Here is a 14,699-nt window from a genome sequence, read left to right on the forward strand (position 1 = left end):
CGTCCGATTGCGGCAAAGCTGCGATCTCGTCGGTTCCTTCGGTGTTACTACGGTGTTCCCGAAGCGAAACCATCCGCGGTTTTTGCGGGCCGTTTGCGAGTGGGATGCGCGATGACGATGCGATGGATACTAGGCGCGGTGATGTCGCTGTGGCTCGTCGCTCCGGCGCTCGCAGGCAATCTCGAGCCTGCTGCGGTGAATGACGCTGCGCGTCCTGCGAAGCCACCGGCCACCGACAAGCTGAATGCAGCCGTGGTGAAGCTTCAGGTGCTGCTCGATCGCGCGCATTATTCGCCCGGCGAGATTGACGGCAAGCTCGGCGAGAACGCGCAGAAGGCGCTCAAGGCGTTCGCGGAGCAGAACGGCATCGCATCCGACAAGGTTGTGGCGCCGGAGCTCTGGGACAAGCTGACCGCAGCGAGCGAGGGCCCGATCCTCGTCGACTACAAGATCACCGACGCCGACGTGAAGGGACCGTTCTTAAGGAAGCTGCCGGCCAAGCTCGATGACATGAAGTCGCTGGACGCGCTGAGCTACACCAGCCCGCTCGAAGGACTTGCCGAGAAATTCCACATGAGCGCGGATCTGCTCAAGGCGCTCAATCCGGGCAAGGCGTTCGACAAGGCCGGAGAGACGATCGTGGTTGCCAATGTTCCGGCGCGGCGCGAGCTGCCGCGCATTGCCCGGCTCGAAGTCGATAAGACCAACGGGACCTTGAAAGCGTTCGACGCAAGCGGCGCTCTGCTGGCGTTCTATCCGGCGTCAGTCGGCAGTCCGGATCGCCCGACGCCAACGGGAACGCTGAAGGTCACCGCCAGCCACGAGCTGCCGACCTACCGCTACAATCCCGACTACAAGTTCAAGAGCGTCAAGTCCAAGAGACCGTTCGATATCAAGCCGGGTCCGAACAATCCGGTGGGCGCATACTGGATCGGCCTGTCGGCGCAGGGCTACGGCATCCACGGAACGGCAGAGCCCGACAAGGTCAGCAAGTCGGCGTCGCACGGCTGCGTTCGGCTCACCAATTGGGACGCGCGTGTGCTCGGCGAGAACGTGAAGCGCGGCATGCCCGTCGTCTTCCTCGATGCGCCGACGGAATCCTCATCGAAGCGGCAGGGCACGCCCGCTGCGAAGCGTGCCGCGAACTAGTCCTTCGGAAAATCCTTCCGCATCGCGATCTCCGCGGCGTCGCCGGGCGACAGCACGTTTTGATCGAAGGCGGCCTGCGGCGTCGTCATGATGTCGTAGAGCGAGATGCCCTTGATCGGCTTGCCCATGAGCTCGCGGACGCATTCGGCGAGCGTGCCGTTGTAGACGAGATAGGGCGGCCCGCGATCCTTCTGCCGCTCGCCCTTCAGCGACGGCCATTTCTTCAGCTCGGCCGGCGCGTCATAGGCGATCGGCGATCCCTCTTTGAACATGCGTTTGGCCCCGGTGGCTTGATGGCCGGGAAGTCTACAGCCGCCGGGTAAACGCCCGTTAAAGAATTGGCTCAAATCAGCCGGCAATGAAGGCGAGCAGGGTGCCGTTGGCCTTGGCCGGCGGCACGCAGATCGCAGCTCCGCTCCGCACCGCGGCTGGCCCCAGCGCCTTCTCGGTCGCCGCGAGATCGCCGCTGACCAGCACCAGCGCGGCGCCACCGCGCTCTGAGAGGCCATTCAGCGACACGCCGGGATAGCGCTTGGCGAGTTGGTCCAGCGTCAGGTAGACGAAGTCGGCGCGATCGCCGCCGGAGGGCACGATGACGGCGCCGTCCGCGTCGGTCTTCGCCTCGCGGTCGATCAGGCGGGCGAGATGCGCGGCCTCCTTGGCGGGCTCCGGCGTTGCGATCAGCGTCTGCTTGATCCGCTTGGCCGCATTGGCGTGGGTCATCAGCTCGGGGATCCACACAGTCTCGCGGGTCTTGTGCTGGCAGGCGAAGATGCGCACGCCGCCCGGCGCTTCAGCCGTCGGCCACATGAAGGTGCGGAATTTCGCCGCCGAGATCGTGCCGTCTGGCAGCGTGACGGGGCGTTCGAAATCGGTCGGGCCGATCGGCTCCAGGCCCCGTGCACGGATCTCCTCGGCGCCGGCGGTGCTATCGACTGCGGTGAAAGCGATGCGCTCGATGCCCTCGCCATGGCGCTCGACGAAGGCGCGGGCCGGCGCATTGTGCTCGGTTGCCACGAGCACGCCGAGCAGCTCCATGTAATCGGGGTCGAACATGATGGTGTAATTGCCGGTGCCCATATGCGCGCTGTGGGTGCCGCGCGGCGAGACCGTGAAGCCGAGTTGCCGATAATTCTCGGCGGCCTTGTCGAGGTCCTTCACCATGACGACGGCGTGGTCGATACCGATGACGTTCTTGAGGGCCACTGTTGCTATTCCCCGATTGCAAGCTGATTTTGCGCCGCGCCGGCGGCTGTCGGCCATGTCTACGCCGGATGGGCCGTCAAGTCATTTTCAATTCGGCGAGAGATGCGGAATTTCATTCCGCGCGATGCATCCTCCGACGCGCTTCAGCGCGCCTGCTCGAGGTAAGCCGCGAGGACGGCGCGCTCCTCGCCGGTCATCTCGGTGATGTTGCCGGGCGGCATGGAATTGGACCAGGCTGCAACCCGCCCGATCAGGCGAATGTTGCGATGGATGTGCTCGGGCGTGTCGAGCACAATGCCCTTCGGTGCGGTGACGATGCCGGCCCAGACCGGCTCGGCCGCGTGGCACATGCTGCAGCGGGACATCACGATCTCCTCGACATTGGCGGCCGTGACCGGCGCCGACAATGCGCCCGTCTTCACCTCGCGCGGTCCGGCGGCGGAGAGGAGGAGAATCGCAATCACGCCGGCCGCGGCCACGCCCCACACCCACCAGGGCGATTGGCGCCCGGCATGACGCTCGTTGAAGAAGTGGCGGATCACCGGCCCGAGCGCCAGGACGATCGCGACGATGATCCAGTTGAAGCGCGTGGCGTAGAGCAGGGGATAGTGGTTGCTGATCATCAGCACGACGACGGGAAGCGTCAGGTAATTGTTGTGGACCGAGCGTTCCTTGCTGGCCTTGCCGAGCTTGGGGTCAGGCGCCTGTCCGGCGATCAGGCTGGCCACGATCTTCTTCTGGTTCGGAATGATCAGCGTGAAGACGTTGGCGACCATGATGGTGCCGATGATCGCGCCGATCTGGTTGAAGGCGCCGCGTCCGCTCAGCACATGGGTGAAGGCGTAAGTGAGTGCGACCAGGAACAGATAGCCGCCGATGGCGAAGGGCAGTTCGCGCTGGGCGAGCCCGGTGCGGCAGGCGGCCTCATAGAGCAGCCACGCCAGCGCCAGGCTGCAGAAGCTGAACAGTCCGGCCTGGAATGATGTGAGGTCGAGGATCGACTTGTCGACCAGGAACAGGTCGGCCTCGAGATAATACACCACCACCATCAGCGCGAAGCCGGACAGCCAGGTGGTGTAGGCCTCCCATTTGAACCAGGTCAGCTCGTCCGGCATCTGGCTGGGCGCGACCAGGTATTTCATGATCCGGTAGAAGCCGCCGCCATGGACCTGCCAGGCCTCGCCCTGCACGCCGCCCGGCAGGTCGGCCTTCGGCTTCAGGCTGAGATCGAGGGCGATGAAATAGAAGGAACTGCCGATCCAGGCGATTGCGGCCACCACGTGCAGCCAGCGCAGCAGCAGGCTCGCCCATTCTGATATGACGGATCCCCACATGATCTCCTCATCCGGCGCGATCTGGATGCCGCAGCCTCCATGACCGTAACCGGCGATCGCCGCCCTCACAATGTGTCGCACCGTTCAACCGCATTTTCCAGTATGATGGACTGCGGCTGATGCACATCGTGCGGGCATGAACTGACGTGGGATTCGGCAGGCGCCAAACTCGCCGAGACACCTTTTGCGGGTGATCGGCGTTGACGCACGACACGCCCAAGGCGGAGGACGACGAATTGAACGACAGGATAAGGTTCGTGGCGATGCTCGCAGCGCTGCTGGCTGCTGCTGCGGCCGGCGCACACGCCGAGCCCGTGTTGCAGGGCAAGGATGCCTATGGCGATTGGCGCGCCGACAAGCCCGGCACGGTCAGGCTGATCCGGCCGCAGGATCTGGTCAGGCCCGGCGCCACGCGATCGGTTGCGAGCTCGTCGCGCGTGGTGCCGCGTCCGCCGGAAGCCCAGCTCCAGGTGCCGGCCGGCTTCAAGATCGAGCTGTTCGCCGAAGGCCTGCGTGCGCCGCGCATCATCCGCGCGGCGCCGAATGGCGATGTGTTCGTCGCGGAAACACGCGCCGGCACCGTTCGGGTGCTGCGCGCGGGCGAGGGCGGCAAGGTCGCGACCAACGAGATCTTCGCCAGCGGCCTGCGGCAGCCGTTCGGCATCGCTTTCTTTCCGAACGGCGACAATCCGCAATGGGTCTATGTCGCCAACACCGACAGCGTCGTTCGCTTTCCCTACAAGGCCGGCGATCTCAAGGCGCGCGGCAAAGCGGAGACGGTTGTCGCAAGCCTGCCGGATGGGGGCCATTCCACCCGCGATATCGTCTTCACGCCCGACAACAAGCGTATGCTGGTGTCGGTGGGTTCGCTCAGCAACGTCGCCGAAGGCATGGGCACGCCGCCCGGCGGGATGGAGGCGTGGGCGAAGACGCAGCCGCTCGGCGCCACATGGGCCAGCGAGCTCGAGCGCGGCGCGGTGCTGGCCTTCAACCCTGACGGCAGGGAGCGAAAGATCCATGCCACCGGTATCCGCAACTGCGTCGGCCTCGCGATCCAGCCGCAGACCGGTCTGCCCTGGTGCTCGACCAATGAGCGCGACGGTCTCGGCGACGACCTCGTGCCCGATTACGTCACGAGCGTGAAGGAAGGCGCGTTCTACGGCTGGCCGTGGTTCTATATCAGTGGCAATGAAGACCCGCGCCATGCCGGCGCGCGGCCGGATCTCAAGGACAAGGTGACGGTGCCCGATGTGCTGATCCAGCCGCACTCGGCCTCACTCGGCATGACCTTCTACCAGGGCGCGCAGTTTCCGCCCGAATACCAGGGCGACGCCTTCGCCGCCCAGCACGGCTCCTGGAATAGGTCGAAACGCACCGGCTACAAGGTGATCCGCATCCGCATGAAGGACGGCAAGCCGACCGGCGAGTACGAGGATTTCGTGACGGGGTTCGTCGTGAACGATACGGAAGTGTGGGGCAGGCCGGTGGGAGTGGCGGTGGCGAAGGATGGATCGCTGCTGATCTCGGAAGATGGCAACGGCACGATCTGGCGGGTGACAAGCGCGCCGCGGTGACGCTGCACCCTCTCCCCTTGTGGGAGAGGGTGGCTTCGCGAACGCGAAGCCGGGTGAGGGGTATCTATCGTCACGAGCAGTCTCAGGTGTAGAGAGAACCCCTCATCCGGCGCTTTGCGCCACCTACTCCCACAAGGGGAGAAGGAAGAAGAGCACCTCATCCTCGCCTCACGCTCGCACCGCCATCCACCGGCAGCGTCACGCCCGTGATGAAATTCGCCTCGTCGCTCGCCAGGAACAGCGCGGCGTTGGCGACGTCCCAGCCCGTACCCATCTTTCTGCGCAGCGGCACCTTGCTGTCGCGTTCGGCTTCGACCTCGGCGCGGGTCTTGTGCCATTCGCGGGCGCGGGTGTCGACGGCCATCGGCGTGTTCATCAGGCCGGGCAGGATGACGTTGGCGCGGATGCCGTATTCGGCGTTCTGGTAGGCGAGCTGTTCGGTGAAGGCGATCATCGCCGACTTCGTCGCCTTGTAGGCGACGTAAGGATAGGTGGTGATCGCGGCCATCGACGAGATGTTGATGATGGCGCCGCTTCTCTGCGCGCGCATGATCGGGATCACTTCCTTCGCGGCGAGGATGCAGCTCTTCAGATTGATGGCGACGACGCGATCGAATGCCTCCTCGGTTATTTGCAGCAGCTCGGCATCGCCACCGGCGAGGCTGACGCCGACATTGTTGTGCAGCACGTCGATACGTTCCCAGCGCGATTGCGCGTCCGCAACCATCGCCTTGATGTCCGCAGCCTTGGTCACGTCAGCCTTGAAGGCCGCCGCCGTGCCGCCTTTCGCGGTGATCATCGTGACCGTCTCCTGCGCCGATTCCAGATGGTGGTCGACACACAAGACCTTGGCGCCCTCGCGCGCGAAGGTGAGCGCGGTGGCGCGGCCGTTGCCCATGCCTTCGCCGGGGCTTTGCCCGGCTCCGACGACGATCGCGACCTTGTCCTTCAAGCGCATCTCGGTTCACTCCCGTCCTTGTCATTATTTTCGTGCAGACTAGCAATCGCGCTCCTGGGAGAGAAGAGCGCGCTTTCCGCGTTCATGTCATTGACATCGCACGGAATTGCATGTGGCAGCCGGTCCATCGCGCATGGCTGGCCGTTGCGGTCCAGGAACCGTTCCGGCCTCGCAGCGTTTGTCGCGGAGCCTTTCCCGCGCTAGGCTCAGTCTCGGGGCTTCCCAACCACCAGTGGCTTGCCGATGAATCTGCTCGATCCGCAAGGGCCCGTGGCTGCGGCCAATAGAACTATTTTGGTCGATTCGGTCTTCATCATGCTCGTGATCGTGGTGCCGACCATTTTCGCGATTCTGGCTTTCGCGTTCTGGTTTCGCGCCTCGAATCCGAGGGCGCGCTACCAGCCGGAGTTCGTCTATTCCGGCCGCGTCGAGATGGTGGTGTGGTCTATTCCGGCGCTCACCGTGATCCTGCTCGGCGGCGTCGCCTGGATCGGCTCGCACCAGCTCGATCCCGCCGCGCCCGTTCCGGGCACCGGCAGCCCAGTGCGGATCCAGGCGGTCTCGCTCGACTGGAAATGGCTGTTCATCTATCCGGACCAGCGCATCGCCACCGTCAACACGCTGACGGTGCCGGCCGGCGCCGAGCTGAATTTCCAGCTGACGTCATCGAGCGTGATGAACACGTTCTTCATCCCGCAGCTCGGCAGCATGATCTACACCATGAACGGCATGGTGACGAAGCTGAACCTGCGCGCCGACAACGAAGGCAAGCTTCAGGGTCTGTCCGCGCATTTCTCCGGCGACGGTTTCCCGGACATGATGTTCGACGTCAACGTGATCTCGCCGCTCGCCTTCCCGGACTGGGTGGCGAACACGGCTAAGACGGACGCGGTGCTGAACGAGGACAGCTACAAGAAGCTGATGCAGCAGGGCATTGAGAAGGGCAGGCCGGTCTACCGCCTCGACGATCCGCGCCTGTTCGATTTGATCGCGACCCAGCATATTCCGCCGGGGCCCGGGCCGGCCCTCGCGTCCGAAGCAGGCCGGTCGCACAGTGGAGGCCATGATGCTCGGTAAGCTCGATTGGTCGGCCATCCCGCTGGACCAGCCGATTCCGCTCGTCGCCGGCGCGGTGGTGCTGGTCGCGATCCTCGGCGTGCTGGGCTGGGTCGTGGTGAAGGGACATCTGCCCTATCTCTGGCACGAATGGATCACCAGCGTCGACCACAAGCGCATCGGTGTCATGTACATCCTGCTCGCCTCGGTCATGCTGCTGCGCGGCGGCAGCGACGCCATCATGATGCGGATCCAGCAGGCTGTGGCGTATCAGTCGCAGGGCTATCTGCCGCCGGAGCACTACAACCAGATCTTCTCCGCGCACGGCACCATCATGATCTTCTTCGTGGCGATGCCGTTCGTGATCGGGCTGATGAACCTCATCGTACCGCTCCAGCTCGGCGTGCGCGACGTCGCCTTCCCGACGCTCAATTCGGTCGGCTTCTGGCTGACGGCGACGGGTGCGCTCTTGGTCAATATCTCGCTCGTGGTCGGCGAATTCGCGCGCACCGGCTGGCTCGCCTTTCCGCCGCTGTCGGAACTGTCCTATTCGCCCGGCGTCGGCGTCGACTATTACGCCTGGTCGCTGCAGATCTCCGGCGTCGGCACGCTGGTGGCCGGCATCAATCTCGTCACCACCGTGCTGAAGCTGCGCACCAAGGGCATGAACTACCTGCGCATGCCGATGTTCTGCTGGACCACGCTGGCCTCGAACCTCCTCATCGTCGCGGCGTTCCCGATCCTTACCGCGACGCTGGCGATGCTGCTGCTCGACCGCTATCTCGGCTTCCACTTCTTCACCAACGAGGCCGGCGGCAACGTCATGATGTTCATGAACCTGATCTGGGCCTGGGGCCATCCCGAGGTCTACATCCTGGTGCTGCCCGCCTTCGGCATCTTCTCCGAGGTGGTCTCGACCTTCTCCGGCAAGGCGCTGTTCGGCTACCGCTCCATGGTGCTCGCGACCATGGCGATCTGTGTCGTCTCCTTCATGGTCTGGCTGCACCACTTCTTCACGATGGGCGCAGGTCCCAACGTCAATGCCATCTTCGGCATCGCCAGCATGATCATTGCGATACCGACCGGCGTGAAGATCTACAATTGGCTGTTCACAATGTATGGCGGCCGCATCCGTTTTGCGACACCGATGTTGTGGTCGGTCGGCTTCATGGTGACGTTCCTCATCGGCGGACTGACCGGCGTGCTGCTCGCGGTGCCGCCGGCCGACTTCATCCTCCACAACAGCATGTTCCTGGTGGCGCACTTCCACAACGTGATCATCGGCGGCGTGCTGTTCGGCGTTTTTGCCGGCTTCGAGTACTGGTTCCCGAAGGCGTTCGGGTTCCGTCTCGACGAACGCTGGGGCAAGGCTGGATTCTGGTTCACCTTCGTCGGATTCTTCATCACCTTCATGCCGCTCTACATTGCCGGCATGCTGGGCATGACGCGGCGGATGCAGCACTACGACGTCGCGGCCTGGCGGCCCTGGATGATCGTTGCGGCGGTCGGTGTGGCGGTGCTGACGATCGGGGTGATCTGCCAGATCGTGCAGCTCGTCGTCAGCATCCGCAATCGCGAGGCGTTGCGCGATCGCACCGGCGATCCCTGGGACGGGCGCTCGCTGGAATGGGCAACCTCGTCGCCGCCGCCGGTGTTCAACTTCGCCTTCAATCCCGATGTGCGCGGCGAGGACGCCTATTGGGACATGAAGGCGCGCGCGAAGCAGCAATCGCTCGCGCATGAGACGCCGGATTATCAGGATATCGAGATGCCCCGGAATTCCCCGACCGGATTCGTCTGTGCCTTCTTCGCCACCATCATGGGATTCGCGCTGATCTGGCACATCTGGTGGATGGTGATCCTGGGCGGCTTGGGCGCTTGGGCGACCTTCGTCGTGTTCGCCTGGCGCGACCATGACGAATACGTCATCCCGGCCGAGGAGGTCGCCCGCATCGACCGCAGCAACATCGAGGAACGGCGCAACCTCGTCAGCATGGCGGGAGCAGTCTGATGGCGATGACCGCGACCGCAGGCCACGCGCATGCCGATCCCCATCATATCGGCCTCGTCATCGAGCATCCCGGCCCCGCGCCGAAGCGGATCGTGACCGCCTACGGCTTCTGGATCTTCCTGCTCTCCGACATCGTGATGTTCTCCTGCTTCTTCGCGGCCTATGCGGTGCTGTCAGGCCAGACCGCCGGCGGCCCCAAGGGCGCGGAGATCTTCGAGCAGAGGAACGTGGCGATCGAGACGGTCTGCCTGCTGTTGTCGAGCTTCACCTGCGGCATGGCCAGCATCGCCGCCGACGTGCGCAACCGGTTCTGGTTTTATCTTAGCATGACCGTGACCTGCGTGCTCGGGCTGATATTCCTCGTTCTCGAGTTTCGCGAATTTGCCGACCTCATCGCGCGCGGCTATGGCCCGTCACGCAGTGCGTTCCTGACCGCGTTCTTCTCGCTGGTCGGCTGCCATGGCCTTCACGTCTCCGCCGGCGTGCTGTGGCTTCTCACCATGATGGCCCAGGTGTTCGCCAAGGGCTTTCGCGCAGACATCTTGCGCCGGATGACGTGCTTTGCGCTGTTCTGGCACGCGCTCGACATCGTCTGGGTCGCAGTGTTCTCCGTCGTTTACCTGCTCGGGAGCGCGCCATGAGTGAGCAGACGCATGGGATGGTCAAACGCGACCTCGCGCCGGGCGAGGAAGAAGAGCATAGCGTCGGCGCAAGGATCCTCGGTTACGTCGTCGGGCTCGTGCTCGCGCTGCTGCTCACGGCGACGTCGTTCTTCATCGCCGGCACGGACCTGGTCTGGCAGCCCTCGATTCCCGTCGCGCTGATCGTGCTCGCGATCGCACAGATGGGCGTGCATCTGGTGTTCTTCCTGCACATCACTACCGGCCCCGACAACACCAACAACGTGCTGGCGCTCGCCTTCGGGCTGCTGGTGGTGTTCCTGGTGGTCGGCGGCACGGTCTGGATCATGGCGAATCTCAACGCCAACATGCCGCCGATGGACCAGATCATGCGGATGCAGTGACAGCCGCGCAAAAAGAGAGAGCCGCTTGCTAGTGACAAGCGGCCCAAGTCTAGGGAGGAAACGCCCAAGCAAAGACAATCGGCCGGAGCCGGATTGCTGCCAAGGAAACGCTCGCGCAAGGGCGCTTGCGTTGGCATACAAATGCAGCAACCGCCGACGAAGTTCAATTCCGGATCAATACGGTCTCGGATTACCACTCACGGGTGCGTGAGGGAGCTTGCTCACCTTGGCCGGCGGCAATTGTAGGCCTTGCGGAAGCCGGCCGCCTGGGCGTCGTCCTCCGAGCAGAACCAGCGATCCGGTGTCGTGGTCGCGGGATAGCTCGGGCATCCCCGCAGATGGTAGATGCCGATATTGCCGGTGACGCGGGCGCGCACCGCGAGCTTGCCCTTGATGCTGCAGTTGGGGGGCATGGTCAGCTCCTCCGGAAACAGCACGGCGCGGATTTCCTTGTCGCGGTCCGGGCGGCAGGCGGTGCCCAGCAGCGCGCCGTCCTTCTTGCCGCTGCGGAAATCTTGCGGTGCAACAAAACAGCCCTTCCAGATCCCCGCCGCCGTCGTCTTGGCCTCGGTGGCTGCGGGCTTGACGTTGGCCTTGATCGGCTCGCGTGCGAGGGCAAAGCCGAGCTTGATCAGCTGCTCGTTCAGGCTGGCCTTGTCGCCTTCTGCCGTGCAGATGGCGCGGTGCCGCTTGCCAAAGCTCTTCTCGGGTCCGACATCGTCGCAGCGCACCGTTCGTTTGTTGATGAGCTTCGCGAGCTGGTCGCGGGCCTCGATGCCGCAGGTCCAGGCATCGGCTTTATTGTCGATGCAGACCTGGTCGAGCTCCGGCGCGTCGACGCCGTCGAGCCGGTAGGTGACGTCGCCGAGCTGGACCGAGTTGCCGTCACGGGCCGTCGCGGCGCCGGTCAGCGCGGAAACTGGTCCGGACGAGGCCAGAAATCCGGACAAGGCGAGAAACGAAACGAGCGCAAAAGCGCGGGCGGCTGCAAAGATTTTCTGGAAGGACATACGGTCTCGCTATCGATGGCTCGTGCGCCCCGTTCCTAGCATCCGGATGTGGCGAGACCAATGGTCTGCGCCTCGCGAAGTGCGACATTCCGGCCCCGCCGCTTTACTCCGCCGTCGCTCTGCCCGTATCGTTTCGCCGGCCTCGCTGACCGCGCAAGGCCGAATCGCCCGGTAAGCGGCGAGGGGGAGGACAAGGTTGCGATGAAAGACCCTGTGGATGTCCTGATCATCGGCGCCGGCGCTTCGGGCGCGGCGGTGGCGTGGTCGCTGGCCGAGACCAAGATGCACATCCTCTGCCTGGAGCAGGGCGGCTGGATGAACCCGGCGGAATATCCCAGCACGGGCCGCGACTGGGAGGCCAAGTTCTACGGCGAATGGTCGTCGAGCCCGAACGTGCGCGGCCGGCCCGAGGACTACCCGATCAACGACGACAACTCTCCGATCAAGGTCGTGAACTACAACGCGGTCGGCGGCTCGACCGTGATGTACACCGCGCACTGGCCGCGGCTGCATCCCTCCGATTTCAAGGTGAAGACGCTCGACGGCGTCGCCGACGACTGGCCGATCGACTACGAGGCATTGACTCCGTTCTTCGAAGAGAACGACCGCATGATGGGCACGTCGGGGCTATCGGGCGATCCGCTGTCGCCGCTGACGCATCCGCCGATGCCGCAGCAGCCGATGGGCCTGTCCGGCGCCATCATCGCCAAGGCCATGAACAAGCTCGGCTGGCACTGGTGGCCGTCGGACACCACGGTCGCGACGATGGACTACGAGGGCCGGGCGCGCTGCATCAATCTCGGGCATTGCACGCCGGCCTGCGCGCAAGGCGCAAAATCCTCCACCGACATCACCTATTGGCCGCATGCGATTCGTGCCGGCGTCGTGCTGCGCACGCATTGCCGGGTGCGCGAGATCACCACCGACGAGAACGGCATGGCCTCGGGCGTGGTCTATTACGACAAGGACGGCATCGAGCAGTTTCAGCCCGCGCATGTCGTCGTCATCGCCTGCAACGGCGTCGGCACGCCGCGGCTGCTGCTCAACTCGGCATCGGGCCGCTTCCCCAACGGTCTCGCCAATTCGTCGGGCCTCGTCGGCAAGAACCTGATGTTCCATCCCTATGCGCAGATCTACGGCTATGTGAAGGAGCCGACTGACTCAAACCGCGCGCCGCCGACCTGCCTGTGGAGCAAGCAATGGTACGACACCGACCTGTCGCGCGGCTTCGTGCGCGGCTATGGCGTGCAGTTCGTGCGCGGGGCCGGGCCGGTGTTCGAAGCCGTAGTCAGCGAGCAGAAGGGCATCTTGCCGTGGGGCGAGGATCACCACCGCGTGTTCCGCAGGCTCAACGGCCATCGCTTAGGTTTCTCCGCGATTTGCGAGGATCTGCCGGAGGAGCACAATCGTGTCACGCTCGATCCGGTGCTGAAGGACAGTCACGGCATTCCCGCGCCGAAGGTCGACTACACCATCAGCGAGAACAGCCGGAAGATGATGGAGCACGCGCTGGCGCGCGGCCGCGAGTTCCTCGAGACTGCCGGCGCGACCGACATCTGCGTCAACTCGCCGATCCCCTGGGGCGGCTGGCACCTGCTCGGCACCGCGCGCATGGGCACCGACCCCGACCGTTCCGTTGTCAACGAATGGGGCCGCTCGCACGATGTGAAGAACCTCTTCATTGTCGACGGCAGCATCTTCGTCACCTCGGGCGGCGTGAACCCGACCTCCACCATCCAGGCCCTCGCGCTCTACATCGCCGACCAGATGAAGCAGCGCCTCGCCAATCTGTTCGATTGAGGCTGTGATGTCCGCAGACAACCAACTGACACGCAGGCAACGCGACGATCTCCGCGCTATCGCCGCGATGATCATTCCGGCCAGCGACGAGTACAAGGTGCCGGGCGCCGACGATCCCGCGATCCAGGCCGACATGCTGGCAACGCTCGGTCGCGATACCAAATTGGTGGCGGCGGCGCTGGATCACCTGGCGCGGCTCGCCGGGGGCCCGCTCGCCGAGCTCGATGCCGCCAGACGCGACGCGGTGGTGCACGAGTTTCGGAAGAACGGCGGTGCCGCCGCCGCAACCCTCGTCCGTGTCGTGCTGCAATGCTATTACCGCGACGACCGCGTGCTGGGCTCGCTGGGGCTCGAGCTGCGCGCGCCTTTCCCCAAGGGCCATGTGCTCCCAGAGGGGGACTGGTCGCTGCTCGATCCGGTCAAGGCGAGAGGCGGCGCGCTGCGGCGGGCGCCCTAGCCATCTGGGCAGTCCGGCCCTGCGCTCCAGGCGGGCCACTTGCGCCTCCGGGAGCAGGCCACCATCTGTGTGAGCCTTCGAGGACTCTTGCCATGTTGGACTTCACCTCAGATATCGCCGATGACGCACCGTCATCGCGGACGACGGCGCCTGGCCCGGCCGATGACCGGGCGCTGCTGGACGCCTATTCCAATGCTGTGATCGACGTCACCGATCGCGTCGGCCCTGCGGTCGTGCGCGTCGAGACCGGCCCCAAGGTGCCGAACGGTCGCGAGCGCGGCGGGCTCGGCTCTGGCATCGTGATCTCGCCGGATGGGCTCGTGCTCACCAACAGCCATGTCGTCGGCACGTCGAAGGAGATCCGGCTGCGCGACGTCGAAGGCCATGTCGGCGACGCCCAGGTGCTCGGCGTCGATCCCGACACGGATCTGGCGCTGCTGCGCGCCAATGGCGTGCGGCACTTGCCCTATGCTGCGCTCGGCAATTCCAAGAGCCTGCGGCGCGGCCAGCTCGTGATCGCGATCGGCAATCCGCTCGGCTTCGAATCGACCGTGACGGCCGGCGTGGTCTCGGCGCTCGGCCGCTCGATCCGCTCGGTGAGCGGGCGCACCATCGAGGACGTGATCCAGACCGATGCCGCCCTCAATCCCGGCAATTCCGGCGGGCCGCTGGTGTCGTCGCATGCCGAGGTGATCGGCATCAACACCGCGATCATCAATGGCGCGCAAGGAATCTGTTTTGCGGTCGCCAGCAACACCGCGCAATTCGTGCTGTCGGAGATCATCCGCCACGGCTATGTCCGCCGCGCCTATATCGGTGTCGCCGGGCAGACCGCGCCGGTCCCGCGGCGGCACGCGGTGCTGGCCGGCGTCGAGAACAAGATGGGCGCGCTTCTGATGCAGATCGAGCCGGATGGACCAGCGGCGAAGGCAGGCCTGTTGCCCGGCGACGTCGTGATCAGGCTCGACGGCGTCGAGATCAATGGCGTCGACGATCTGATCCGCGTGCTCGACCGCGACCGGATCGGCCGCCGGCTACCCATGGACGTGCTGCGCCTCGGCCGCCTCCGGGCGATCGACATCGACCCGATCGAGCGCAAGCCGGCGCGCTGAACCGGGCG

At 64.8% G+C, this 14,699-nt stretch carries 14 protein-coding genes; 9 read left to right on the forward strand and 5 right to left on the reverse strand.

The window, feature by feature from the left end:
* Positions 1-117: 117 nt before the first annotated feature.
* A complete protein-coding gene (locus I6F36_RS15245; protein WP_225171845.1) occupies positions 118-1,149 on the forward strand; it encodes a L,D-transpeptidase family protein in 1,032 nt (343 codons plus the stop codon).
* Here the strand turns inward: I6F36_RS15245 and I6F36_RS15250 are convergent.
* From I6F36_RS15250 to I6F36_RS15260, 3 genes are all read right to left on the reverse strand, one after another.
* Entirely contained in the window at positions 1,146-1,421 is a 276-nt protein-coding gene (locus I6F36_RS15250) for a hypothetical protein (RefSeq protein WP_036004252.1), read from the reverse strand. The genes I6F36_RS15245 and I6F36_RS15250 overlap by 4 nt on opposite strands.
* A gap of 76 nt (positions 1,422-1,497) precedes the next feature.
* The gene (locus I6F36_RS15255) at positions 1,498-2,355 is read right to left on the reverse strand and encodes a VOC family protein (protein WP_225127495.1); all 858 of its coding nucleotides are present in this window, start codon (positions 2,353-2,355) and stop codon (positions 1,498-1,500) included.
* A 143-nt stretch (positions 2,356-2,498) separates the two neighbouring features.
* Positions 2,499-3,689, reverse strand: coding sequence for a urate hydroxylase PuuD (locus I6F36_RS15260; RefSeq protein ID WP_036026042.1), 1,191 nt, complete (start codon positions 3,687-3,689; stop codon positions 2,499-2,501).
* A 263-nt stretch (positions 3,690-3,952) separates the two neighbouring features.
* Here I6F36_RS15260 and I6F36_RS15265 point away from each other — a divergent pair, with 263 nt between their 5' ends.
* Positions 3,953-5,263, forward strand: coding sequence for a sorbosone dehydrogenase family protein (locus tag I6F36_RS15265; RefSeq protein ID WP_225171846.1), 1,311 nt, complete (start codon positions 3,953-3,955; stop codon positions 5,261-5,263).
* 157 nt (positions 5,264-5,420) lie between these two features.
* Here I6F36_RS15265 and I6F36_RS15270 read toward each other — a convergent pair whose 3' ends face one another.
* The gene (locus I6F36_RS15270) at positions 5,421-6,221 is read right to left on the reverse strand and encodes an SDR family NAD(P)-dependent oxidoreductase (protein ID WP_036037896.1); all 801 of its coding nucleotides are present in this window, start codon (positions 6,219-6,221) and stop codon (positions 5,421-5,423) included.
* A gap of 243 nt (positions 6,222-6,464) precedes the next feature.
* Between I6F36_RS15270 and I6F36_RS15275 the strand changes: the two genes are divergently transcribed.
* The 4 genes from I6F36_RS15275 to cyoD are packed head-to-tail and all read left to right on the forward strand — an operon-like array spanning position 6,465 to position 10,312.
* A complete protein-coding gene (locus I6F36_RS15275) occupies positions 6,465-7,298 on the forward strand; it encodes a ubiquinol oxidase subunit II (RefSeq protein WP_036026020.1) in 834 nt (277 codons plus the stop codon).
* Positions 7,288-9,288: a cytochrome o ubiquinol oxidase subunit I gene (gene cyoB, locus I6F36_RS15280; protein WP_225171847.1), complete on the forward strand. Its 2,001-nt coding sequence runs from the start codon at positions 7,288-7,290 to the stop codon at positions 9,286-9,288. Before I6F36_RS15275 ends, cyoB begins: the two co-directional genes overlap by 11 nt.
* Positions 9,288-9,929 (forward strand): cytochrome (ubi)quinol oxidase subunit III, encoded by a 642-nt coding sequence (locus tag I6F36_RS15285; protein WP_036026017.1) that lies wholly within the window; start codon positions 9,288-9,290, stop codon positions 9,927-9,929. The genes cyoB and I6F36_RS15285 overlap by 1 nt, the downstream gene beginning before the upstream one ends.
* On the forward strand, positions 9,926-10,312 hold the full coding sequence (gene cyoD, locus I6F36_RS15290) for a cytochrome o ubiquinol oxidase subunit IV (RefSeq protein WP_036026014.1): 387 nt from the start codon (positions 9,926-9,928) through the stop codon (positions 10,310-10,312). Before I6F36_RS15285 ends, cyoD begins: the two co-directional genes overlap by 4 nt.
* Before the next feature lie 221 nt (positions 10,313-10,533).
* Here the strand turns inward: cyoD and I6F36_RS15295 are convergent, their stop codons facing one another.
* Positions 10,534-11,322 carry a thermonuclease family protein gene (locus tag I6F36_RS15295; RefSeq protein WP_225171695.1) on the reverse strand — a complete coding sequence of 263 codons (789 nt, stop codon included), beginning with the start codon at positions 11,320-11,322 and terminating at the stop codon, positions 10,534-10,536.
* Positions 11,323-11,523: 201 nt separating this feature from the next.
* Between I6F36_RS15295 and I6F36_RS15300 the strand changes: the two genes are divergently transcribed.
* From I6F36_RS15300 to I6F36_RS15310, 3 genes are all read left to right on the forward strand, one after another.
* A complete protein-coding gene (locus I6F36_RS15300) occupies positions 11,524-13,122 on the forward strand; it encodes a GMC family oxidoreductase (RefSeq protein WP_225171696.1) in 1,599 nt (532 codons plus the stop codon).
* A 7-nt stretch (positions 13,123-13,129) separates the two neighbouring features.
* Positions 13,130-13,579 (forward strand): gluconate 2-dehydrogenase subunit 3 family protein, encoded by a 450-nt coding sequence (locus I6F36_RS15305; RefSeq protein ID WP_225171697.1) that lies wholly within the window; start codon positions 13,130-13,132, stop codon positions 13,577-13,579.
* A 92-nt stretch (positions 13,580-13,671) separates the two neighbouring features.
* A complete protein-coding gene (locus tag I6F36_RS15310) occupies positions 13,672-14,691 on the forward strand; it encodes a S1C family serine protease (RefSeq protein ID WP_225171698.1) in 1,020 nt (339 codons plus the stop codon).
* The last annotated feature ends 8 nt before the right edge of the window (positions 14,692-14,699 follow it).

The sequence above is a fragment of the Bradyrhizobium sp. BRP19 genome (assembly GCF_020194195.1).
Classification (GTDB): Bacteria; Pseudomonadota; Alphaproteobacteria; order Rhizobiales; family Xanthobacteraceae; genus Bradyrhizobium; species Bradyrhizobium yuanmingense.